The sequence below is a fragment of the Pseudomonas sp. 10C3 genome, from assembly GCF_036346185.1.
In the GTDB taxonomy this organism is placed as follows: domain Bacteria; phylum Pseudomonadota; class Gammaproteobacteria; order Pseudomonadales; family Pseudomonadaceae; genus Aquipseudomonas.
The window spans coordinates 25037-48385 of sequence record NZ_JASJVE010000027.1; the positions used below are offsets into that span (position 1 = coordinate 25037).

Annotated in this window: 19 protein-coding genes; 8 read left to right on the plus strand and 11 right to left on the minus strand. The window is 59.6% G+C overall.

Translation table 11 applies throughout. The features are described from left to right. Positions 1-149: 149 nt before the first annotated feature. The 4 genes from QN399_RS21885 to yrfG all read right to left on the minus strand — a co-directional run bounded on the left by QN399_RS21885 (position 150) and on the right by yrfG (position 5073). Positions 150-2486, minus strand: coding sequence for an FdhF/YdeP family oxidoreductase (locus QN399_RS21885; RefSeq protein WP_322177294.1), 2337 nt, complete (start codon positions 2484-2486; stop codon positions 150-152). Further along, complete coding sequence (fdhD, locus tag QN399_RS21890) at positions 2483-3307, minus strand: formate dehydrogenase accessory sulfurtransferase FdhD (RefSeq protein ID WP_322177295.1); 825 nt, start codon at positions 3305-3307, stop codon at positions 2483-2485. The genes QN399_RS21885 and fdhD overlap by 4 nt, the downstream gene beginning before the upstream one ends. Positions 3308-3400: 93 nt before the next feature. Continuing rightward, on the minus strand, positions 3401-4288 hold the full coding sequence (locus QN399_RS21895) for a LysR family transcriptional regulator (RefSeq protein ID WP_322218898.1): 888 nt from the start codon (positions 4286-4288) through the stop codon (positions 3401-3403). A 122-nt stretch (positions 4289-4410) separates the two neighbouring features. After that, complete coding sequence (gene yrfG, locus QN399_RS21900; RefSeq protein WP_322218900.1) at positions 4411-5073, minus strand: GMP/IMP nucleotidase; 663 nt, start codon at positions 5071-5073, stop codon at positions 4411-4413. 99 nt (positions 5074-5172) lie between these two features. Between yrfG and nudE the strand changes: the two genes are divergently transcribed. Both nudE and cysQ read left to right on the plus strand, forming a co-directional pair. Next, the gene (nudE, locus tag QN399_RS21905) at positions 5173-5739 is read left to right on the plus strand and encodes an ADP compounds hydrolase NudE (protein ID WP_322177298.1); all 567 of its coding nucleotides are present in this window, start codon (positions 5173-5175) and stop codon (positions 5737-5739) included. Next, positions 5736-6584 (plus strand): 3'(2'),5'-bisphosphate nucleotidase CysQ, encoded by an 849-nt coding sequence (gene cysQ, locus QN399_RS21910; RefSeq protein WP_322177299.1) that lies wholly within the window; start codon positions 5736-5738, stop codon positions 6582-6584. Before nudE ends, cysQ begins: the two co-directional genes overlap by 4 nt. Positions 6585-6587: 3 nt before the next feature. Here the strand turns inward: cysQ and QN399_RS21915 are convergent, their stop codons facing one another. The 7 genes from QN399_RS21915 to rfbB all read right to left on the minus strand — a co-directional run bounded on the left by QN399_RS21915 (position 6588) and on the right by rfbB (position 13799). Further along, the gene (locus QN399_RS21915; RefSeq protein ID WP_322177300.1) at positions 6588-7043 is read right to left on the minus strand and encodes a thioesterase domain-containing protein; all 456 of its coding nucleotides are present in this window, start codon (positions 7041-7043) and stop codon (positions 6588-6590) included. Positions 7044-7058: 15 nt separating this feature from the next. After that, positions 7059-8447, minus strand: coding sequence for a sigma-54 dependent transcriptional regulator (locus tag QN399_RS21920; protein ID WP_322218908.1), 1389 nt, complete (start codon positions 8445-8447; stop codon positions 7059-7061). Continuing rightward, positions 8444-10258, minus strand: a complete 1815-nt coding sequence (locus QN399_RS21925; protein WP_330201625.1) for an ATP-binding protein — start codon at positions 10256-10258, stop codon at positions 8444-8446. Before QN399_RS21925 ends, QN399_RS21920 begins: the two co-directional genes overlap by 4 nt. Before the next feature lie 151 nt (positions 10259-10409). Next, positions 10410-11303: a dTDP-4-dehydrorhamnose reductase gene (rfbD, locus tag QN399_RS21930; protein WP_322177303.1), complete on the minus strand. Its 894-nt coding sequence runs from the start codon at positions 11301-11303 to the stop codon at positions 10410-10412. Beyond that, a complete protein-coding gene (gene rfbC, locus QN399_RS21935; RefSeq protein WP_322177304.1) occupies positions 11300-11845 on the minus strand; it encodes a dTDP-4-dehydrorhamnose 3,5-epimerase in 546 nt (181 codons plus the stop codon). The genes rfbD and rfbC overlap by 4 nt, the downstream gene beginning before the upstream one ends. Next, on the minus strand, positions 11845-12720 hold the full coding sequence (rfbA, locus tag QN399_RS21940; protein WP_219063769.1) for a glucose-1-phosphate thymidylyltransferase RfbA: 876 nt from the start codon (positions 12718-12720) through the stop codon (positions 11845-11847). The genes rfbC and rfbA overlap by 1 nt, the downstream gene beginning before the upstream one ends. Next, positions 12717-13799 (minus strand): dTDP-glucose 4,6-dehydratase, encoded by a 1083-nt coding sequence (gene rfbB, locus QN399_RS21945; protein WP_322177305.1) that lies wholly within the window; start codon positions 13797-13799, stop codon positions 12717-12719. The genes rfbA and rfbB overlap by 4 nt, the downstream gene beginning before the upstream one ends. 419 nt (positions 13800-14218) lie before the next feature. Here rfbB and QN399_RS21950 point away from each other — a divergent pair, with 419 nt between their 5' ends. The 6 genes from QN399_RS21950 (at position 14219) to QN399_RS21975 (ending at position 23216) form a co-directional block, all read left to right on the plus strand. Further along, positions 14219-17131: an aminotransferase gene (locus tag QN399_RS21950; protein ID WP_322177306.1), complete on the plus strand. Its 2913-nt coding sequence runs from the start codon at positions 14219-14221 to the stop codon at positions 17129-17131. A 200-nt stretch (positions 17132-17331) separates the two neighbouring features. After that, positions 17332-18210: an N-carbamoylputrescine amidase gene (aguB, locus tag QN399_RS21955; RefSeq protein WP_322177307.1), complete on the plus strand. Its 879-nt coding sequence runs from the start codon at positions 17332-17334 to the stop codon at positions 18208-18210. Between the two features lie 5 nt (positions 18211-18215). Beyond that, positions 18216-19322, plus strand: coding sequence for an agmatine deiminase (gene aguA, locus QN399_RS21960; protein WP_330201626.1), 1107 nt, complete (start codon positions 18216-18218; stop codon positions 19320-19322). A 547-nt stretch (positions 19323-19869) separates the two neighbouring features. Further along, entirely contained in the window at positions 19870-21141 is a 1272-nt protein-coding gene (locus QN399_RS21965) for an OprD family porin (protein ID WP_330201627.1), read from the plus strand. A gap of 182 nt (positions 21142-21323) precedes the next feature. After that, a complete protein-coding gene (locus QN399_RS21970) occupies positions 21324-22106 on the plus strand; it encodes a helix-turn-helix transcriptional regulator (RefSeq protein ID WP_330201636.1) in 783 nt (260 codons plus the stop codon). Positions 22107-22256: 150 nt separating this feature from the next. After that, positions 22257-23216, plus strand: a complete 960-nt coding sequence (locus QN399_RS21975; protein WP_322177311.1) for a zinc-binding alcohol dehydrogenase family protein — start codon at positions 22257-22259, stop codon at positions 23214-23216. The last annotated feature ends 133 nt before the right edge of the window (positions 23217-23349 follow it).

The following is a 23349-nucleotide window of genomic DNA, read 5'->3' on the forward strand; positions in this document are numbered from 1 at the left end:
ATTGCTACAATCTAAATCCGACGAGTAACACGTATTATAAGAAAACACTAACGTGCTGTTTTTTAACGGGAACTTTAGTTGTAAATAGCACTCTGAGCTTACTTGGCATACATGCCGTTAGTCGCTGTATGCCATTGTTCCTTGTCAGTTTACATAATCCGTCCGTCGTCACTTGCTGTTTCCAGGCGGATAGCGATGAACTTTGACGTTGGTGTATGGCTGCCGTCACCCACGCTTTCGAGTGGCACTAACGGGTTCACTTCCGGGTAATAAGCTGCTGCTTGTCCGGCGGGAATATCGAATGCCAGCAGGGTGAAGCCTTTTACGCGGCGCTCGCGACCATCGTCCCAGATCGACACCAGGTCCGCCTTCTGCCCCGGCTTGAAGCCCAGGCGGATAATGTCTGCTTCGTTGACGAACAACACATCCCGCTGACCTTTGACCCCGCGATAACGGTCGTCCAGCCCATAAATAGTGGTGTTGTACTGATCGTGCGAGCGCATGGACTGCATGATCAGGTCGGGAGTCTGGCCGGTAGAGCGTACGTTCTCATGCACCAGGTCCAGCGGCAGGACGTTGGCCTTGAAGTTGGCTCGGGCGGTGGGTGTGTTCCAGCGGCGTTTACTGGCTGCATTGCCGAGATAGAAGCCCCCCGGATTTTTCAGGCGCTCATTGAAGTCCTTGAAACCGGGGATGGTGTCAGCAATCAGGTCGCGAATACGGCTGTAATCCGCAGTCAGCCACAACCAGTCCACGGGTTGCGTGCCCAGGGTCGCGGCAGCGATACCGGCGATGATTGCCGGCTCCGAACGCATCTGTCTGGACAGGGGCTGCAGTTGGCCATTGGACGCATGAACCATGCTGAACGAGTCTTCCACCGTCACCGCTTGTGGGCCTTCGGACTGGATATCAATATCGGTCCGGCCGAAGCATGGCAGGATCAGTGCGTGTGCGCCGTGAGTCAGGTGGCTGCGGTTGAGCTTGGTGCTGATCTGCACCGTCAGGTCGCAGTTGTTCAAGGCTTCAACGGTGCGTGTGCTGTCTGGTGTGGCTTGGGCGAAGTTGCCACCCAGGCCGATAAAGACCCTTGATTTGCCCGCGAGCATTGAGTGGATAGCTTCCACCACGTTATGACCCGATGCGCGTGGGGCTTTGAACTGGAAGCGTTTTTCCAGCGCATCAAGGAATAACGCAGGTGGGCGCTCATTGATGCCCATGGTCCGGTCGCCCTGCACGTTACTGTGACCACGCACTGGGCACAGGCCTGCGCCGGGCTTGCCGATGTTGCCGCGCAGGAGCATCAGGTTGGCAATTTCCTGAATGGTCGGCACCGAATGGCGATGCTGAGTGATGCCCATCGCCCAGCACATGATGACTTTCTGACCTTTGCAGTACATCTTCGCCGCGTGCTCGATATCGGCAAGGGGCAAGCCGGACTGCTCAATGATCTCTTCCCACGAGGTGTCATCGACGGTCGCCAGGTAATCAAGCACGCCGTCGGTGTGTTCGTTTAGGAAGGCGTGATCGAAGACCGACGGTGCGTTGTTGGCCTGAGCCTCGCGTTCCCATTGCAACAGGTACTTGGCCATGCCGCGCAACAGCGCCATGTCGCCACCCAATGCCGGGCGGAAGTACGCAGTGTTGGTTGGCTCCGAGCCGTTGGTGAGCATTTCCAGCGGGTGCTGCGGATGCTGGAAGCGTTCCAGGCCGCGTTCTTTGAGCGGGTTGACGCACACCACTTGCGCGCCGCGTTTGACGGCTTCACGCAGCGGTTCGAGCATGCGCGGGTGGTTGGTGCCGGGGTTTTGGCCGAGAACGAAAATCGCATCGGCGTGTTCGAAGTCATCGAAGGTTACCGTGCCTTTACCGACGCCAACGCTTTGCGCCAGGGCGACACCGCTGGCCTCGTGGCACATGTTCGAGCAGTCGGGGAAATTGTTGGTGCCGTAGGCGCGTACGAACAGCTGATACAGGTAGGCGGCTTCATTGCTGGCCCGGCCCGAGGTATAGAACTCGGCCATGTTTGGGCTTGGCAGGTTACGCAGATGCTTGCCAATCAGGGCGAACGCGTCGTCCCAACTGATTGGCGTGTAACGATCGGTTTCAGCGTTGTAGCTCATCGGCTCGGTCAGGCGACCCTGGTACTCGAGCCAGTAGTCGCTTTGCTCACGCAGGGCGCTGACGCTGTAGCGGGCGAAGAACGAGGCATCGACACGGCGCTTGGTGGCTTCCCAGTTGACCGCCTTGGCGCCGTTCTCGCAGAACTTCACGATGCCGCTTTCCGGCGAATCGCCCCACGCGCAGCCTGGGCAGTCGAAGCCGCCGTTCTGGTTAGTCTTGAGCATCATGCGCAGGTTCTTCAGTGCGTTATCACTGCTCAGCCAAGCCTGCGTCACACTGACCAGTGCGCCCCAGCCGCCCGCCGCGCCTCTGTACGGTTTGTAGCGGGGCGTCGGGGTTTTGTCGGCTTGGTGACGAATGCTCACGCTTGATTCTCCATCGCAGGGCTATAGACCCGCGGCGCACTGTGTTGCGGCAGGTGGATTAAATTGAGGTTGTGTCGGCGTGCCCATTGCAGGGCCAGGCCGGTGGGCGAGGACAGGCTGACCAGCGTCTGAATGCGGGCGCGCAGTACTTTCTGGATCAGTTCCAGGCTGCAACGGCTGGTGACGATGGCAATCCCGCCAGTCAATGGAATGTTCTGGCGGATCAACGCACCGATCAGTTTGTCGAGGGCGTTATGCCGGCCGATGTCTTCGCGGCCCAGCAGCAGCTCTCCCGTGCTGTCCATGAACAGCGCGGCATGTACCGCGCCGCAATGCTGGCCCAGTGGCTGGAATGCGCTGATGCGTTGGCGCAGCCCTTCCAGCCAGATCGCAGGCGGCAATGGCGCGCCCGGCAATACATCGAGTTCGGGTAACGCTTGCTCGACCGCTTCCACACCGCACAGGCCACAGCCACTGGTCCCGGCCAGTTGGCGACGCTGCTGTTTGAGGTTCCAGAAGGCGCGGCTGGCGATCTCCACCTGCGCGTGCTGCGCAGAACCCGAGCCGCTGAGCTTCAGGTCGTAGATTTCGTCGGGAGAGGCAATGATGCCGCTGCCCAGGCTGAAGCCGACGATGAAGTCTTCGAGATCGGTCGGGCTGACCAGCATCACCGCTTGGCTGATGCCATTGTAGGCAATGGCCAGCGCCACCTCTTCGGCCAGCGCAGTGCTCCCCGAGGCTTCGCGTTCAAGGTTTGAGTAGCTGTAGGCGTGGCTTGCGGCGGACGCGGGCGCCGTGCTGACCGTGCGCTTGGCGGGCATGGGATCGTACCGGCAGGTTATTTGCCTTTAGCCTAGGCCTGTCGTCGGATAACGTCTAATCGCTAGTGCTGATGCCTTGATAGATGACGTCGATCAAGATGCCTCGATGATTTTCTGGTAGGCCGCGAAGCATGCTTCGGCCAGGGCAGAGCGCGGCGCGCTACGACGCATGATCAAACCCAGCCGGGCCAGGGTCTTGGCCTCCGCGATAGGGTGCAGGCGCAGGTGCTCGGTCAGGGTCTCCAGACCGCCATCAAGTGGCATGATCGCGCAACAGAAACCGCCATGCACCGCTTGCAGCAACTGATGGACCGCGTCGGTTTGCAACAAGGGCAGGGGGTTCAGGCCCCGACTGTGGAAATTGTGGTCGATGGATTGACGAAAGTGCATGCCGCTGGTCAGTAGGCCGAGGGGCAGCTCGATCAGGCTTTCCCAGCTGAGTGGATCTTCACCGAAGCTGAAGTGACGGTGATCGTAAAGCAGGCCCATGCGTGTTTTTGCCAGTGCCAGAGAATCAAAGCGCTCACCGTCGAGCCGGTCCAGATACGACACGCCCAGATCCAGCTGATTGCTCGCCAACTGCTCCAGAATCTGCTCGGAGCTGAGCGCCGACAGTTCGAAGCGCAGGTTGGGGTGCAACTGATGCAGGCGTTGCATCAGTGGCAGTGGATCGAAACTCGACAGCGGCACCACGCCCAGGCGCAACGTACCGACCAGATGCCCCCGGCACGCTGCCGCTTCGGCGTACAAGCCGTCATAGGCGGCGAGTACCGTCCGCGCCCAGGCCAATACCCGTTCACCCGGCGCGGTAAAACTTTCGAAGCGCTGACCACGATTGACCAGCGGCAACTCCAGCTCTTCTTCCAGGCTGCGCAGGCGCATCGACAGGGTCGGCTGGGTAATGTGGCAGCGCGCCGCCGCTTGGCCGAAGTGCCGGGTCTCGTCGAGGGCGATGAGGAATTTAAGCTGTTTGATGTCCATCTTCGCTCCGGGGCGTTATGCAGGCAGTTCGTCCTGTAGCTGGCTTGCCTGCGATCAGGTTGATGCGGTGTGTCAGGTAAAACGCCATCGTGGGCAAGCCCGCTCCTACAGTGTCCGCGCAGCTAAAGCCCCGCAATCAACGTCCGATAATCCGCTACCGCGGCAAACTCTTCGGTGTTCTTCGGGCCCTTGCGGCTGTCGGGTTCGCTGACGGCCAGCAGATGGGCGATTCCGAATGTTCGGGCGCTGCGCAGGATCGGCAGGGTGTCATCGATGAACAGGCTGCGACCTGGCTCGAAGGCGATGTCGGCGTGCAACGCATCCCAGAACTGCGCGTTCTCTTTGGCGAACCCGTAGTCGTGGGAGCTGATCATGCGTTCGAAGTAGGGCGCCAGTTGCACCCGCTCCATCTTTAATGACAGCGAGTCGCGGTGGGCGTTGGTGATCATGATCACGCGTTTGCCGGCCTGCTTGATTGCCATCAAAAACGTTTCGGCATCCGGACGCAGGGAGATCAGGTGCGCAGTTTCCAGTTTCAGCTCGCGCAGCGGTAGCTTCAGCTCGGCGCTCCAGAAGTCCAGGCAGTACCAGTTGAGCGTGCCGGCATTCTTTTCGAACAGCGGGGCCATTTCCAGTTCGGCCATGGCCCGGCTGACCCCGTGCAGTTCGGCGTAGCGCTGTGGCAGGTGCTCCATCCAGAAATGGTTGTCGTAATGCAAGTCGAGCAGGGTGCCGTCCATATCGAGCAGAACGGTATCAATGTCGCGCCAGGGTAAAGAAGGCATTCAGGTCTCTCGGGCGGTGAATGAGCCACGTCAGCATATCCGACACAGACAATCGGGAAAGCCACGGTATAGTACTCCGTCCACGCCAAGGAGCTTGCCATGCGACAGAAACCCACCATCCTCGCCCGCGAAATCGTCGCCAGTAGCCATCTGTTCCGTGTCGAAGCGTTGCAGTTACGTTTTGCCAACGGCGTCGAGCGCACGTACGAGCGTCTGGTGAGTAGAGGCGTTGGTTATGGCGCAGTGATGATCGTCGCGATGCTCGATGCCGACCACGCGGTATTGATCGAGGAGTACTGCGGGGGGACCGACGAGTACGAGTTGTCTTTGCCCAAGGGCCTGATCGAACCGGGCGAAGACATCCTGGCCGCTGCCAATCGTGAGCTTAAGGAGGAAGCCGGGTTTGGCGCTCATCAGCTTGAGCATTTGACCGAGCTGTCCCTGTCGCCCGGTTACATGAGCCAGAAGATTCAGGTGGTGTTGGCCACTGATTTGTATGAAGAGAGCCTGCCGGGCGACGAGCCAGAGCCGATGCGCGTCGACAAGGTCAATCTGCGTGAACTGTCCAGCCTGATTCAACACCCACAGTTCAGCGAGGGCCGTGCCTTGGCGGCGCTGTATCTGGTCCGCGACTTATTGACCCAGCGTGGAGTATTCGAGCCATGACCCAAGCGTTCGCTCATCTGCCGCATCCGTTGTTGGCGCCCGTGATTGAGCTGGCCAGACGTGCAGGCGAAGTGATCCTGCCGTATTGGCGCGCAAATGTGTCCGTCGTCACCAAGACCGATGCGTCGCCCGTCACCGCCGCGGATATAGCGGCGCATCATCTATTGGTCGCGGGTTTGCAGGCGCTGGCGCCTGATATTCATGTGCTGTCTGAAGAAGATGCCGACATTCCCCTCAGTGAGCGCTCCACTTGGGAGCGCTGGTGGCTGGTCGATCCGCTGGACGGCACCAAGGAATTCATTTCCGGCAGCGAAGAATTTACCGTCAACATCGCCCTGATCGAACAGGGGCGCGTGGTGTTTGGCGTGGTCTCGATGCCCACCAATAATCGCTGCTACTTCGGCGGTGCGGGGTTGGGCGCGTGGCGCAGTGATGATGAGGCGCATGCTGCGCCGATCCGCGTGCGAACGGCGCCAGCACCCGGCCAAGCGTTTACCGTGGTCGCCAGCCGTCGTCACACCAGCCCGGCACAGGAACGCTTGTTGGCGGGATTGTCCGAGAGTCTGGGTGATTTGCAACTGACCAGCGTCGGCAGCTCACTGAAGTTCTGCCTGCTGGCCGAAGGGGCCGCCGATTGTTATCCGCGTCTGGCGCCGACCTCGCAGTGGGACACTGCTGCGGCTCAAGGGGTACTCGAAGGCGCAGGCGGCGAAGTGCTCGATCTGGCAGGCGAGACGTTCAGCTACCCGTCGCGCGAGTCGCTGCTCAACACCTCGTTTCTCGCGTTGCCGGCGAACGCGCCGTGGCGCAGCAAGCTGTTGGCGCTGGCCAAATCCGAGCTATAGGGCTTAACGATGCAACACAAACTGCCCGCTGAAACGTACTGCCGCGTCGTCACTGCCCTGATTGAAAATGTGCGTCGGCAAGGTCAAGCGGGCGCGTCCATAACGGCGGTACGTGCTTAGAAATTTTTCCCAGGCGGCATCCTCTGGCGCCTCGCACGTGGCGATGGCGTCGGCGGTGACCGGTAGCGGATAGCTGATCTGCCCTTCCTGAATCACAATATGCCCGTCTTCGATTCCCTCTTCGCGCAGGCGCAAATGCAGCCAGCCCCAACCCGCCAGCACGGCCGCGCTGTACAGGCTACCGCCGAACATGGTGTTTTTGTGATTGGTGTTGGGGGCCAGGGGCAAATGCAGACGCAGCTGTTGCCCTTGCCAGCTGAGCACCTTGAGGCCCATCTCGCGGGTCAGAGGAATGTCGTGATGCAGCACCTTCTGCAAATGGTGGCTGTCGTTATTCATGCGGGCTCCTATTTATCAATCGAGTTCATCGGCAGCGCTGCCGCTGCTGTCACCAAAGCTCAGGCCGTGTTTGCGCAACTTGTCGTGCAGGGTTTTGCGTGGCAGCCCCAAGGCTTCGGCGAGGCTGCGCACGGAACTGTGAGGCCGGGTCAGCTCTGCGGCGATCAAGGATCGTTCGAAGCTTTCAACCTGCTCGCTGAGCCCGCCTCCGGTGGTTGGCATGCTGGGGACTTCATTGCCTTCGAGGGCCAGTTCCAGGCCAAGGGCAAAGCGCTCTGCGACGTTCTGCAGTTCGCGCACATTGCCCGGCCAGGTGTGCCGTAACAGCAAGGCGCGTTGGCCCGGTTGCAGTTCGTGTTTGGGCAATCCGTGGCGGGTGCTGGCGGAGTCGGCAAAGTGCTGGAACAGCATCAACGCGTCTTCGCCACGCTCGCGCAGCGGTGGAATTTTCAGCGGTGCGACGTTCAACCGGTAATACAAGTCAGCGCGGAAGCGTCCTTGATCGGCAGACTGACGCAGGTCTTCCTTGGTCGCGGCGATCACCCTGATATCCAGTGGAATCTGCTGATTGCCACCCAAGCGCTCGACCACGCGCTCTTGCAGCAAGCGCAGCAATTTGACCTGCACCTCCAGGCTCATGCTCTCGATTTCGTCGAGAAACAGCGTACCGCCGTTGGCGAATTCGAACTTGCCGATCCGGCGTTTTTGCGCGCCAGTGAACGCGCCCGGCTCATGCCCGAACAGCTCGCTTTCGACGACGGACTCGGCCAGTGCCCCTGCGTTGATCGCGACAAAAGGCCCGGCACGGCGGTTGGACAGGTCGTGCAAGGCGCGGGCAACCACTTCTTTGCCAGTGCCGGTTTCACCGAGTATCAGGACGTCGGCCTTGGTCGCGGCCAAGGCACCGATCTGTTCACGTAGACGCAACATTGGCGCGGACTGACCGACCAGGCGCGTACTCAATTGGGTCCGATCACTCAAGGCCAGGCGCAGGCTGCGGTTGTCCAGCACCAGGCTGCGCAGATCAAGCGCGCGGCGCACGCTGTCGAGCATGGCGTCGCTGGAGAACGGCTTCTCCAGGAAATCATAGGCGCCGGCGCGCATGGCTTGCACCGCCAACGGCACGTCGCCATGACCGGTCATCAGCAGCACGGGCAGTTCCGGGTCCTGAGTATGCAGTTGTGCGAGCAGTTCGAGCCCGTCGATGCCAGGCATGCGGATATCACTCACCACCACGCCAGGCCAGTCGCGCTCAATGCGACTCGCCAGGCCCTTGGCGTCGGCCAACGCCAGAACGTGCAAGCCGGCAAGGTCCAGGGTCTGGCTGAGGGCGCCTCGCAGATGCGGGTCGTCGTCGATCAGCACCACCTGAATCCGGCTGTCGATGGCGTGGTCCGTACTCATGCAGATAGATCCTCTGGCGGTTGAAGATTGACCCCGGCCGCCCCGGCCTGCAGGTGCAGGGTCAGCAGGGCGCCGCCGTCGGGATGATTGGCGAGCAGTAACTCTCCGCCCAGCGCGCGCATCAGCGTATCGCAAATCGCCAGGCCGAGGCCCAAACCCTGGGTGCGGGTCTTGGTGGTGAAGAACGGCTCGCGGGCACGGGCCAGAGCTTCTTTGGAAAAACCCGGGCCGTTATCGCGGATATACAGATTGACGCCTTCGGGAGTCTGTTCGGCACTCAGCCAGAGTTTGCGTGGCGGACCTTTTTCGGTGAGCGCATCAAGGGCATTGGCCAACAAGTTACCGAGTACCTGACGCAAGCGGGTTTCACCGGCCTGGACCCAGAGTGTCGCGTCCGGCATGTCGCGGATCAGTTCAACTTCCATTGCCCGACGACGTTTTGACAGCAGCGCCAAGGCATCGTCGAGCGCCGGTTGCAGGGCGACACTTTCCGGCGCATGCCGATCGCGTCGGGCAAACGCGCGCAGATGGGCAATGATCGAGGCCATGCGTCCGGTGAGTTCGCTGATCAGCTTGAGATTACCGCGAGCGTCCTCGGTGCGTTCGTGATCGAGCAGCACTTCGGCGTTTTCCGCATAGCTGCGGATCGCCGCCAGCGGTTGATTGAGTTCATGGCTAATGCTGGCAGACATGGTCCCCAGTGCCGAGAGTTTACCGGCCTGCACCAGTTCGTCTTGTGCGCGGACGAGTTCCTGCTGCGCCTGCTCGCGCTCCAGTACTTCTTGCTTGAGTCGACTGTTCAGGCCTTCCAGGTCGGCGGTACGTTCGATTACGCGCATTTCCAGCTCGCGACGGGCCTTGGCTTCGAAGGCAATGCGGTCCAGATAATGGCGCCGGCGTTGCATCATCAGGCCCAGCAGCAGCATCAGCACCAACAGGGTCGCGCCGCCGACAGCGACGGCGGTACGCACCGGTCGGTCGATCAGCCCACGTGGGGCAAGGATACTCACGGCCCAGCCGGTCTCGTCGATCTGCTGGGTTTGCGTCAACCAGGCCTTTTCGTCGAGGTGCAACGGTTTTGGGTTCCGGGTCGGATAGGGCTGGATGGCGTTGATCGCTTGCTGTTCTTCTTGGCTCAGCGGACGGGTTGCGCGAAAGCGCCATTCCGGGTTTGAGGTCAGGATCACCACGCCATTGTGATCGGTCAGCAGCAATTGCTCTGGGGTTTTGCCCCACAAGGTCTCGGTGCGGTCCAGATCGACCTTGACCACCAGCACCCCAATCACCTTGTCGCCATCGTGCACGGCACCGGCAAAGAAGTAGCCGCGTTTGGCCGAAGTCGTGCCCAAGCCGAAAAAGCGCCCCAGGCCGCCGGCCATGGCTTCACTGAAGTAAGGGCGAAAGGCGAAGTTGCGCCCCACGAAACTGTCGCGCTGGTCCCAGTTGGACGCTGCCAGCGTATTGCCGCTGGGGTCCATCAGGTACATCACCTCTGCCCCGGTCTGTTCGCAAATATCCTTGAGTAACCGGTTGGCGTCTTCCAGAGTGACCTTTTGCTCGGGATTCGCCAACACCGCGCGCAGGGCTGGAAGATCGCCGAGAATTTGTGGCAATACTTCATAGCGATGCAGGGTGCCGAGCAGGTTGGCGACGTAGAGATCAAGCGTCTGGCGGTTCTGGCTGACCAGCTCGTTGCCGTAATAACGCTCGGCCAGATGCTGCAGTGGCCACAACAGCGGCGCAAGACAAAGCGCCAGCAACGCAAGGCTGCGCCAGCGGGGGCGTCGGGCAACTGTGGACGTCGTGATCATAGAAATGCGCCAGATGATGTTCGCCTGACACGGATTATTTGTAGGCACTGACGTGTCTGCGAAAGCGGTGTCCCAGGTACTCCGCATGACGCCGCTCTCAGACACGTCAGTGCCTACGCCCTCCGGGCAGAAGCTGATCGACCCATTATGCCTACTGCTGACCGGCTAAGCACTCCAGCAACGCGTGATGCCAATCAGGCTGCTGCACCTGCCATTCACGCTGCAGAAGACTGCAATCGAGGCGTGAGTTCAGCGGGCGTTCGGCGGGAGTCGGGTAGGCGCTGGACGGAATCGCTTCCAGCGTCGCGCAGGGCTTGCCTTGTTTGATCAGTTGCTCACCAATGGCCTGAGCAAAACCGAACCACGACGTCTCGCCGCTGGCGGTCAGGTGATACGTACCCCAGGCGCCAGCCTGTCCGTCGCGCCAGTGTTCGATCAGCAAGCGCGTGCTGTGGGCGATGGTGCCGGCCCAGGTGGGTGCGCCGATCTGGTCCGAGACGATGCGCAATTCTGCCCGCTCTTGCAGCAGGCGTTGCATGGTCAGCAGGAAGTTACGCCCGTGCAGGGAGTAAACCCAGCTGGTGCGCAGGATCAGGTGTTTGCCCCCCACCGCCGCAATCGCCTGTTCGCCCGCCAGTTTGCTACGACCATACACACCCAGCGGGTTCGGCAGATCCTGCTCGGTATAGGCCGAGTCTTTTTTGCCGTCGAACACGTAATCGGTGGAGTAGTGAATCAGGGGGATGCCCAGCCGATCAGCTTCTTCAGCGAAAATACCCGGTGCCGTGGCATTGATCGCGAAGGCCAGCTCGGGTTCGTTTTCAGCCTGATCGACTGCGGTGTGCGCTGCCGCATTAATGATCAGGTCTGGACGTAGTGCGCGCACGTGGTCACGAATGGCCTCGGGCTGGCCAAGGTCCAGTTGATCGCGCCCCAGCACGTGCAGTTCGCCGAGATCAGCCAGGCTTTTCTGCAACTCGCGTGACACCTGACCATGCTGTCCACTGATCAATATCTTCAGTGGTGGAGTGGAGGACTGGGTCATGAGAACAGCTCAGCCTCATTCAGGCTTCTGCCGTTTTGATCCTTCTCCGACAGTTTCGGGATGTCGGTGAGCTGCCAGTCAATTGCCAGGTCCGGGTCATTCCAGCGAATGCAGCGCTCGGCACGAGGCTGATAGTAGTCGGTGGTCTTGTAGAGGAATTCGGCGTAGTCGCTGAGCACCAGGAACCCGTGAGCAAAGCCTTGCGGAATCCACAACTGACGATTGTTTTCGGCAGAAAGCCGGATGCTGGCCCAGCGACCGAAGGTCGGTGAGCTGCGGCGAATATCCACCGCGACATCCAGCACTTCTCCCGCCGTGACCCGAACCAATTTGCCTTGGGTGTGTTCCAGTTGGTAATGCAGGCCCCGCAACACGCCCTTTTGCGAGCGTGAGTGGTTGTCCTGAACGAAGTCCGCTTCTATGCCAGTGTCTTGTTTAAAGTCGCGCGCATTGAAGCTTTCATAGAAAAACCCGCGCTCGTCGCCAAATACTTTGGGTTCCAGGATCAGGACCCCAGGCAGTTCAGTCGGCACCACCTTCATTATTGATATTCCCCGGCAAGCTTGAACAGGTATTGGCCATAGCCGGTCTTGCCAAATGCATCTGCGCGGTTGAGCAGGTGCTCGCGGTCGATCCAGCCGTTTTGGAACGCGATCTCTTCCAGGCAAGCCACTTTCAGGCCCTGACGATGCTCAATGGTCTGAACGTACTGCGACGCTTCCAGCAGACTGTCGTGGGTGCCGGTATCAAGCCAAGCAAAACCCCGACCGAAGCGCTCGACCCGCAGGTCGCCGCGTTCCAGATAGGCGTTGTTGACGTCGGTAATCTCCAGCTCGCCACGGGGCGAAGGCTTCACCGCTTTGGCGATCTCGATAACGTCATTGTCGTAGAAATACAGACCGGTCACGGCGTAGCTGGATTTCGGCTTTTTCGGCTTTTCTTCGATGGACAGCGCACGGCCACTCTCATCGAAATCAATCACGCCAAAACGTTCTGGATCCTTGACCCAATAACCGAAGACCGTCGCGCCTTTGGGGTGCTCGGCGGCACTTTGCAACTGCTCGCTGAAATGCTGTCCGTGGAAAATGTTGTCGCCCAGAATCAGGCACACCGGGTCATCGCCGATGAATTCTTCGCCGATCAGAAACGCCTGGGCCAGACCGTCCGGAGTGGGCTGTTCCTTGTAGTGAAAATGCACGCCAAACTGGCTGCCATCACCCAGCAGGTTGCGATATTGCGGCAAGTCCTGCGGGGTGGAAATAACCAGGATTTCACGGATGCCGGCCAGCATCAGGACCGAGATCGGGTAATAGATCATCGGTTTGTCATAGACCGGCAGCAATTGTTTGGAAACACCAAGGGTGATGGGGTGCAGACGCGTGCCCGAACCGCCAGCCAGAACGATGCCTTTCATCATGCGATCAAATCCTTAAGGTCAGTGAATCCCAGTCGTTCGCCTTGGTAGCTGCCGTCCTGGACCCTACGGCACCAGTCTAGGTTATCCAAATACCACTGCACGGTTTTGCGCAGACCCGATTCGAATGTTTCTTCAGGGGTCCAGCCCAGCTCGCGCTCGATCTTGCTGGCGTCGATGGCATAGCGCATATCGTGGCCTGGGCGATCGGTTACGTAGGTGATCAGATCAGCGAAATTCGCTACACCCGGCGGATGCTCAGGCGCCAGTTCTTCAAGTAGCGCGCAGATGCCGCGCACCACATCGATATTCTTTTGCTCATTGTGCCCGCCGATGTTGTACGTCTCGCCGACAACACCCTCGGTTACCACTTTAAGCAGCGCCCGGGCGTGATCTTCGACATACAGCCAGTCGCGTACTTGCAGGCCATTGCCATACACCGGTAGCGGTTTACCCGCCAAGGCGTTGAGGATCACCAGCGGGATGAGCTTCTCCGGGAAGTGGAACGGCCCGTAGTTATTGGAGCAGTTAGTGACGACAACCGGCAGGCCATAGGTGCGGTGCCAGGCCCGAACCAGGTGATCGGACGCCGCTTTGCTGGCCGAATACGGCGAGCTTGGCGCGTAAGGCGTGGTTTCGGTGAACAGGTCATCGACGCCGTGCAGGTCGCCGTACACCTCGTCTGTAGAAATATGGTGGAAGCGGAACGCCGCACGTTCGGCTTCAGGCAGCTTGCTCCAGTAGGCGCGTGTGGCCTCAAGCAGGCTGTAGGTGCCGACGATGTTGGTCTGAATGAATTCCGCCGGACCATCAATAGAACGGTCAACGTGGGACTCAGCAGCCAAATGCATAATCGCGTGGGGCTCGAAGCGTGCCAGCACAGCGCTGACAGCGGCCTGATCAACGATATCGGCCTGCACAAACTCATAGCGGGTGTTGGTCGCAATGCTTTGCAGCGACTCCAGATTGCCGGCGTAGGTCAGTTTGTCGTAATTGAGGACTTCGTGATCGGTGTTCTGGATCAGGTGACGGATCAGCGCCGAACCGATAAAGCCGGCACCGCCTGTAACGAGGATTCGCATGAGTTTGCCTTCTTCCTTGGATGGACGTTAAGCGGATGAGACATAGCTTGTCGGCAGGAGAGGGCAGGTGCAAGAGCGATTGATCGAGAAAACGCTACAAAGCCATGAAAAAAACACATGAGGAGCAGGTTGCGCGCCATAAAACTGTCGCGACTGAAGTTGGTGACCATAAACACCTAAATTTTTTGAGTTTTCCCGTGCGTTAAGTGCGGCGAAAAAAAACGCAGAAGGTCGTCCGCGCGCCCGCGATCCTGTAGATACCGTATTGATCCCCAATGAGCATGCGCCCACTGCGTCCTCTCTGCCGTTCATAGAAGCCGTTCATTTCTTCCTTATTGTGGTTTTTCCTGAACACACCCCTTGCGCATCGCCCAGCCAACTGGCGATATAGGCCGCTAACAAGAACCGTTGAGGTCGTCATGTCGCTCGCCACGTTGATTCATCGTTCCAGTCTGCCGTGCCCGGAAGTCAGCGCCGAGCAGGCGTTGCTATTGCTTGAGCAGCATTACGGGTTGAGCGGCACGCTCAAGGAGTTGGGTAGCCAGCAGGATCGTAACTATTTGCTCGACAGCGCTCAGGGGCGCTATGTCTTGAAGATTTGCCACGGTGATTATTCGTTGCGCGAGCTTCAGGCACAGCACGCGGCGTTGGGGCATTTAGGGGCGGAGCCGGGGTTGCGTGTGCCTCGGGTGATGGCGGCCAGCAACGGTGAGGAATTGCTTTCGCTGGAGATCGGCGGTCGGACGGTGCAGGCGCGGTTGCTTGAGTTCATCGACGGTCAGTCGTTAGCCCATTTGCCCCACCTGAGCCGCGACGTGGTGGTGGGATTGGGTGAACTGTGCGCTCAGGTCGACCTGGCGCTGGCGAGTTTTCAGCACGCGGGGCTGGAGCGAACGCTGCAGTGGGACCCGCGGCATGCCGATGCGTTGATCAGGCATCTATTACCGGTCATCAATAACGCTGAAGAGCGCGCCTTGCTCGCACACGCCGCCGAGCAGGCGGCGCACCGCTTACGACCGCTGGTGGCGAAGCTGCCGGTGCAGGCGATTCACCTGGATATCACCGAATATAACGTGGTCTGGGTACGCGATCAGCAGCGCCAATGGCAGTTGCAGGGCTTGATTGATTTCGGGGACTTGGTCACTACCTGGCGAGTTGCCGACCTGTCAGTGACGTGCGCGGCGCTGTTGCACCATGCCGATGGCAATCCGCTGTACATCCTGCCGGCGATTCAGGCGTATCAGGCCATCAACCCGTTGCAACCCGAAGAGTTGCAGGCGCTGTGGCCATTGATCGTCGCGCGGGCCGCGATTCTGGTGCTCAGCAGCGAGCAGCAGGCCAGCATCGAACCGCACAACACTTACATCCAGGCCAATTTGCAGAGCGAGTGGGGGATCTTCGATGTGGCCACTTCGGTGCCTCTCGAATTGATGGAGGCGGCAATTCTGGCCAGCGTCGGGCTGGCTCAGCCAGAGACCCGCGCTGAATCGTTCTTGCCCCTGCTGCCCAGCCTGAGTGGTCGCGAATTCACCCCTGTCGACCTGGGTGTGCTCAGTACGCACTTCGCCGCCGGCAATTGGGAGAAGCGCGGTATCGATGAACAGCTGTTGTTCGAAGCGGGCATCAAAAGCGGACTGGCCTCGACCCGATATGGTGAATACCGCTTGTCGCGCACGGTCCCCGACAGCGCTAAAGAGCCTGACACCTGCGCTTTGCATGTCGAACTGCATGTGCCTTCAGGCACTGAGCTGCATGCGCCATTCGGCGGCACGTTGCGTCTGACCGCTGATGCTGCGCTGTGGCTGATCGGCGAGCAGATGAATCTGCGCGTGTGGGGCGTGACCTCTTCGCTGGACTCAGGGTGTGCCGTGCGTGCAGGTCAGGAGATTGGTCAGAGCAGCGGCTCTTTGATCGTCCAGCTGTGTCGCGTGACCGATATCAGTCCGCCGTTGTTCAGTACTCCTTCGTGGGCGCCAGCCTGGCAAGTGGTATGCCCTTCGCCCGCCGCGCTACTGGGATTCGATTGCGATGCGCCGCCGATTGAAGACTCAGCGAAGCTGCTGGCGCGTCGCGATGCCAGCTTCGCCCGGTCGCAGAAGCACTATTATCAGGACCCGCCGCAGATCGAGCGGGGCTGGCGCAATCACCTGATTGATATGCAGGGTCGGTCTTATCTGGACATGCTCAACAACGTCGCGGTATTGGGGCATGGGCACCCGCGCATGGCCGAAGAATCCGCACGCCAGTGGTCGTTGCTCAACACCAACTCGCGCTTTCATTACGCGGCCATCGCCGAATTCTCCGAACGATTGCTGGAGCTGGCGCCGGACTCCATGGACCGGGTGTTTCTGGTCAACAGCGGCACCGAAGCCAATGACCTGGCGATTCGTCTTGCCTGGGCTTACAGCGGCGGGCGCGACATGCTCAGCGTGCTGGAGGCGTATCACGGCTGGTCAGTGGCGACCGATGCCATCTCCACCTCGATTGCCGACAATCCGCAAGCCTTGAGCACCCGGCCTGATTGGGTGCACCCGGTGACAGCGCCGAATACCTATCGCGGTGAGTTCCGTGGCAGCGACAGCGCGCCGGATTACGTACGCAGCGTCGAACACACGCTGGCGGAGCTGGCCAGCCAGGAACGTCAGGTCGCCGGTTTCATCTGTGAGCCGGTGTACGGCAACGCGGGCGGAATCTCGTTGCCACCAGGCTATCTGCAGCAGGTATATGCCAAGGTCCGCGCCCAGGGCGGGGTGTGCATCGCTGACGAAGTTCAAGTGGGTTACGGCCGTTTGGGCCATTACTTCTGGGGCTTCGAAGAGCAGGGCGTGGTGCCGGACATCATCACCATGGCCAAGGGCATGGGCAACGGCCAGCCATTGGGTGCGGTCATCACCCGTCGGGAAATTGCCGAAGCGCTGGAGGCCGAGGGTTATTTCTTCTCATCTGCGGGCGGTAGTCCGGTCAGTTGCCGCGTCGGCCTGGCCGTACTGGATGTGATGGACAAGGAACAGCTGTGGGAAAACGCCCGAGTGGTAGGCGGTCATTTCAAGGCACGCCTGGAAGCCTTGATCGATAAACATCCATTGGTCGGTGCGGTGCATGGCTCCGGCTTCTATCTGGGCGTGGAGTTGATCCGCGACCGTGAAACTCTGGAGCCTGCCACTGAGGAAACCGCCTACCTGTGTGATCGACTGCGTGAGTTAGGGATCTTCATGCAGCCCACCGGTGACTACTTGAACATCCTCAAGATCAAGCCGCCGATGTGCACCACCCGGCAGAGTGTGGATTTCTTTGTGGATACGGTGTCGAAGGTGCTGGGCGAACTCGGCTGACTCGAATTCATTCGCGAAGTGTGAGGCAAGGAAAGCAGGCCTGATAATCGATTGTTATCGACCTAAAGGCCTGATTATTTTTGCTTTCCGTCTAATCATCCTTCCAAAGCCGATTTTTATCGGCTATAAAGTTGCCAAGATTGTCACGGGTCCTCTGCTAAGGTGAGGGCCCCACCGCATTTGCCCAGGAGGAGATTTCCATGAGCCGTATCGTTACTGTCGCCGCCACCCAGATGGCCTGTTCCTGGGATCTTGAAGCGAACATCGAAACCGCTGAAAAGCTGGTGCGCGAAGCCGCTGCCAAAGGCGCGCAGATCATCCTGATTCAGGAATTGTTCGAGACCCCGTATTTCTGCCAGAAGCCGAACCCGGACTATCTGCAGTTGGCCACGCCCATGGAAGAAAACGTCGCCATCAAGCACTTCCAGAAAGTCGCTAAAGAACTGAAAGTCGTGCTGCCGATCAGCTTTTTCGAACTGGCGGGACGTGCACGCTTCAACAGCATCGTGATCATCGACGCTGACGGCACCAACCTCGGGATTTATCGTAAAAGCCACATCCCGGATGGCCCTGGCTATCACGAGAAGTACTACTTCAACCCGGGCGACACCGGCTTCAAAGTCTGGCAAACCCGTTACGCGAAAATCGGCGTGGGTATCTGTTGGGATCAGTGGTTCCCGGAGTGCGCCCGCAGCATGGCGTTGCTGGGTGCGGAAATCCTGTTCTACCCAACGGCCATCGGCAGCGAGCCGCATGACAAGACCATCAGCTCCCGCGACCACTGGCAGCGCGTGCAACAAGGCCATGCCGGCGCCAACCTGATGCCGCTGATCGCCAGCAACCGTATCGGTAACGAAGAGCAGGACGGCTACGACATCACGTTCTACGGCTCGTCGTTTATTGCTAACCAGTTCGGCGAAAAAGTCGCAGAGCTCAACGAAACCGAAGAAGGCGTACTGGTTCACAGCTTCGACCTCGACGAGCTTGAGCACACGCGTAGCGCGTGGGGCACTTTCCGTGATCGTCGTCCTAACCTGTACGGCGCGATCAAAACGCTCGACGGTTCCCTGGAGTCCTGATCGCCATGACCACGCTGAAAAGCACACCACGCGCCGATGGCTTCTACATGCCTGCCGAATGGGCGCAGCAGACCCAGACTTGGATGATCTGGCCCGAGCGCCCGGACAACTGGCGCCTGGGCGGCAAGCCGGTACAGAGCGCCCATGTCGCGCTGGCCAAAGCCATCGCGCGTTTCGAACCGGTGACCGTGGGTGTTTCTGCCGCGCAATACGACAACGCTCGTGCGCGCCTCGATGTGCCGAACATTCGCGTCGTGGAGATCAGCAACAACGATGCCTGGATACGCGATACCGGGCCAACCTTCGTCATTAATGACAAGGGCCAAGTGCGCGGCGTCGACTGGGGCTTCAACGCGTGGGGTGGTTTCGACGGCGGTCTGTACGCGCCGTGGAACTTCGACGAGCAGGTGGCCAGCAAGGTGCTGGAGATTGAACGTTGCCCACGCTATGTGACCGAAGGCTTTGTGCTTGAGGGCGGCTCGATTCACGTCGACGGCGAAGGCACACTGATTACCACCGAAGAATGCCTGCTCAATCGCAACCGTAATGCGCATCTGTCTCGCGAAGAGATCGAAGCGGTGCTGCGTGATCATCTGGCGGTAGAGAAGATCATTTGGCTGCCGGACGGCCTGTACAACGACGAAACCGACGGCCATGTGGATAACTTTTGTTGCTACGTGCGCCCCGGTGAAGTGTTACTGGCGTGGACCGATGATCCAAAAGACCCCAACTATCCACGTTGCCAGGCGGCGATGCGCGTCCTGGAGCACGCGCACGACGCCAAGGGTCGCCCGTTTATTGTGCATAAAATGCCCATTCCCGGTCCGCTGTTTGCCACCGAAGAAGAGTGTGCAGGCGTCGATCAGGTGCACGGCAGTCAGGAGCGCAACCCGACGGTGCGGCTGGCTGGCTCTTACGTTAACTTCCTGATAGTCAATGGAGGCCTTATTGCGCCTGGCTTTGACGACCCTCTCGACGAAACGGCGCGTGAGATTTTGCAGCGTCTGTTCCCGGAACATGAGGTTGTCATGGTGCCAGGCCGCGAACTGTTGCTTGGTGGCGGGAATATCCACTGCCTGACCCAGCAGCAACCGGCCCCGCACAAAGGCTGAGTTGGTCTTGTTCTTGCTATTAAAGCCCATCAATTGATGGGCTTTTTATTGGCGTCAAATCGCTGACCCATACTGTCCTTCTCGGGGCTGTCATAAAGCACAGGTACATTTAGCCGCTCAAGACTCAAGAGGTTGTCCCCCATGAACGCAGGTATTGAGCAGCCCTTTGCTCGTAGTTTGTCTGCAAGTAGCGAATCACGCCAGTTGATGGCGGACTGGTTAAGGACAACCAGAAGATCCCAGGCGCCGGAGCCAGACTCACGACAGTTGTTGCAGGCTCGCTACCCGGTTGGATTGATCAGCGACGCAGAGCTAGACGCATTGATGCTGATTCTGGACCGCTGAGTTTTCAAAATTGACACCCCGGTAACCCACGGCTAGGATTCGCGCCCGCCTGTGGCTACCCGCCATGTACGTAGCATCAGTAGTCCACTGCGATGATTTCGTGCGGGCCTTCTGAGTCGGTCCGATTGACCAGACTCAAAGGCCGCAACCCCTGTCCGGCCAAGGCCACAGCGCGTGATCAACTCGCATTAAGGAAAACAAGATGTTGAATGTACGTATTGGCGTGATCGCCGTGATCGTCATGTGCGCCACTCAGGCAATGGCCGATGGACAAGCGGATTCCAAAGGTTTTGTCGAGGACAGCAGCCTCAACCTGCTCTTGCGCAACGCTTACATCAGCCGTGATTACAAGAACGGCGTTCAGGACAGGGCCGAATGGGGTCAGTCCGTCACCGCTGATTTCGCATCGGGCTTCACCCAGGGCACCGTTGGCTTTGGCGTCGATGCATTTGCGATGTACGCGGTGCGTCTGGACGGCGGTAAAGGCAAAAGCGGCCGTGCGGGTATCGACTTTTTCAAGCAGGACAGCAGCGGCGAAGCGGCTGACGACCTGGCCAAAGGCGGCGGTGCCGTCAAAGTACGTTTCTCCAATACCGTGATCAAGTACGGCGAGCAAATGTCGTCGCTGCCAGTGTTGAGCTACGACAACGTGCGTCTGCTGCCCGAAAGTTTCACCGGCACCCTGATCACGTCCAAGGAAATCGAAGGCCTTGAGCTGAATCTGGGCCGGTTCACCGCCGAGTCGCGTAAAAGCGCTGAAGGCCGTGACAGCGGCGATCTGAAGAAAATCGACGTCTACGGAGGTAGCTACAAATTCACAGACAGTTTCAGCGCAGCGTTCTATGCCTCCAACGACGAAGATGTACTGAAGAAGCAATACCTCAACCTTAACTACGTGTTTGCACTCCAGAAGGACGAGTCGCTGACATTCGACTTCAACGGGTACAAGACCACGCTGGACAAAGATTTCGCTGTCAACGATGCACGCGACAACAAAATCTGGAGCCTGGCGGCGACCTACGCCCTCGGTATCCACTCCTTCACCCTCGCTCACCAGCGCAGCACCGGCGATACCGGCTACAAATACGGCGGTTATCGCAACGCGGGCGGTACGGGTGATGGCGGTAACACCATCTACCTCGCCAACTCCTACTGGTCTGACTTCAACGCCAAAGACGAACGTTCCTGGCAACTGGGTTACGGGGTCAACCTGGGCACGCTCGTGATGCCAGGCCTGACCTATAAAGTCGCCTACGTACGTGGCGACCACATCGACGACGGCTCCGGCCGCGGCAATGGCGAAGAACGCGAAATCTTCAGCCAGTTGCAATACGTCGTACAGACTGGCCCGGCGAAAAACCTCTCCGTGCGCCTGCGCAACTCCTTCTTGCGCGTCTCGGACAACGCCAGTTTCTACAATGATGAAGGTAACGAAACCCGTATCTTCGTCGACTACCCGATCAACATTTTCTGATGCTTGAACGTGTGACGCGCTGATAAAAAACGCCTCGGGTCGATCGGGGCGTTTTTGTGTGCGGGGTACATTAAATACAAGGCCGCAACCGCCTTCGTCTATAGAGGCAGGCTCATGGACTGATGGCGACAACCCATGACGCTCGTTACCATGCGCCTATCTTCTCGCTCCCGGTCACCGTAATGGCCCTCGCTGCTCCGCCCGACCTCAGTGACACCGCCGTCCCCGTGCAGCCCCTGGCGCGGACGTATCCGCGTGGCCTGTATATCGAGCCGCACGAGCATGTCTGGGGGCAGGTGCTGTACGCCATGTCCGGCGTCATGTGGCTTGAAACCCCGCACGAAGCGCTGGTCGTGCCGCCGCAACGTGCGGTGTGGTTACCGCCGGGCGTGGTGCATGGGATTCGGGTGGTGTCGGACCTGGAAATGCGCAACATCTACCTGCGCCCGGCGATTGCCGTGACGCTGGAAAGCACAGTGCAGGTCATCGAAGTCGGACGGCTGCTGCGTGAGCTGATCCTCAATCTGGTGGAGCAGGCTCAGGATCAACAGTGGCAGGACTATTACGACGCGGTCGTAGACCTTGCGTTGCTGGAGTTGAGGCGAGCCAAGCACACCGTGCTGAAAATCCCCTTGCCCGATAGCTCCGACCGGCGCCTGATCAACCTGTGCCAGGCGGTGATGGCGTCGCCCTCGCTGGATGTGTCCTTCGAGCAACACGCGGAAAATGCTGGCGCCAGCGTGCGTACCCTGGCGCGTCTGTTTCAAGCTGCACTGGGCATGGGCTTCGCTGAGTGGCGGCGACAGGTGCAATTGGCAACGGCGGTCGCCGAGCTGATTCAGGGGGTACCGATCAGCACCATCGCGCGCGATCTCGGTTATTCGCCCAGCAGCTTCAGCGATATGTTCCGTCGTGAACTGGGCATGAGCCCTTCGCAGTACCCGGTCGGCGACGGTGCGGCCTGACGACGGCCCGCGTGATTGTCTGACGTTGTTTGGCAGTAAAGCAGAAGCAGTTGACCGACAGCTTCCTGCGCCTCCTCCTACACTCGGGACACCTAAAACACGGTCGCTCAGCCGCACAGCGCAACGCGACGCCCAGAGATGGAGTTCCTCATGAATGCCCTGCAATTTGCCAAAACCGGCGACCTCGCGGCCCTGCACTACATTGACGTGCCCAAACCCACCCCCGCTCAAGACGAAGTACTGATCCAGGTGAAAGCCGCCGGCCTCAACCCCAGCGACGTGAAAAATGTACTCGGGCGCTTTCCCTACACCACCCTGCCGCGCATCCCCGGTCGGGACTTCTCCGGTATCGTCGTGGAAGGTCCGCAGGCACTGATCGGACAGGAAGTCTGGGGCACGGGTAAAGAACCGGGCTTCATCCGCGACGGTTCGCATGCCGAGTATTTGACCCTGCCCGCCAAAGGCGTCGCCCTCAAGCCCAAAGCCTTGAGCTTTGCCCAGGCTGCCAGCCTTGGCGTCCCGTTCACCACTGCGTGGGATGCACTGGAGCGGAGCCTGGTGACTGCTGACACGCGCCTGTTGGTGATCGGCGCCAACGGTGCAGTCGGCAGTGCCGCCCTGGCTCTGGCAAAAATCCGTGGTGCCCACGTGCTCGGCGCAGTGCGTCGCCCCGAGCACGTTAAAGCGCTCAACGACCGAGGCTTCAACGCCATCCAGCTCGACACACCCGAAGACCTCGCCGCCAGCGTCAACGCAGTTTTCACCGGCGGCGCCGACGTCATCTTCGACACCACTGGCTTCTGGCTTCCTGCCGCCGTCACTGCCCTGGCCCCCTTCGGCCGCATCGCCATCATCGCCGCGCCTGCGGATGGGCACGTGCATCTGCCCGCGTTGGCGCTGTATCGCAAAGGTGGGTCTGTTGTGGGCATCAACTCATTGCTCTACGGGACAGAGGCGTGTGCCGGGATGCTGGATCAATTTGGGCGGTTTTTTGATGAAGGATTATTGCCTTTGCCGACCGGGTTGTTTGAGTCGCCATTGAGTGAGGGGCTGGCGCGGTACGAGGAGGTTAACAAGGGGAGTGGGGATAAGGTGGTTTTGCTGCCTTAAGACAGGGGTCAGAGGCCGGTTTGCCGGCCTCCAAGACGTCGCGCCAGGGATTGTTACCGTTTCGGTAAAGAACATTATGCTTCTTTTGGGTATAACTATATAACCATCCTTGTAAACTACACACATGCCCTAG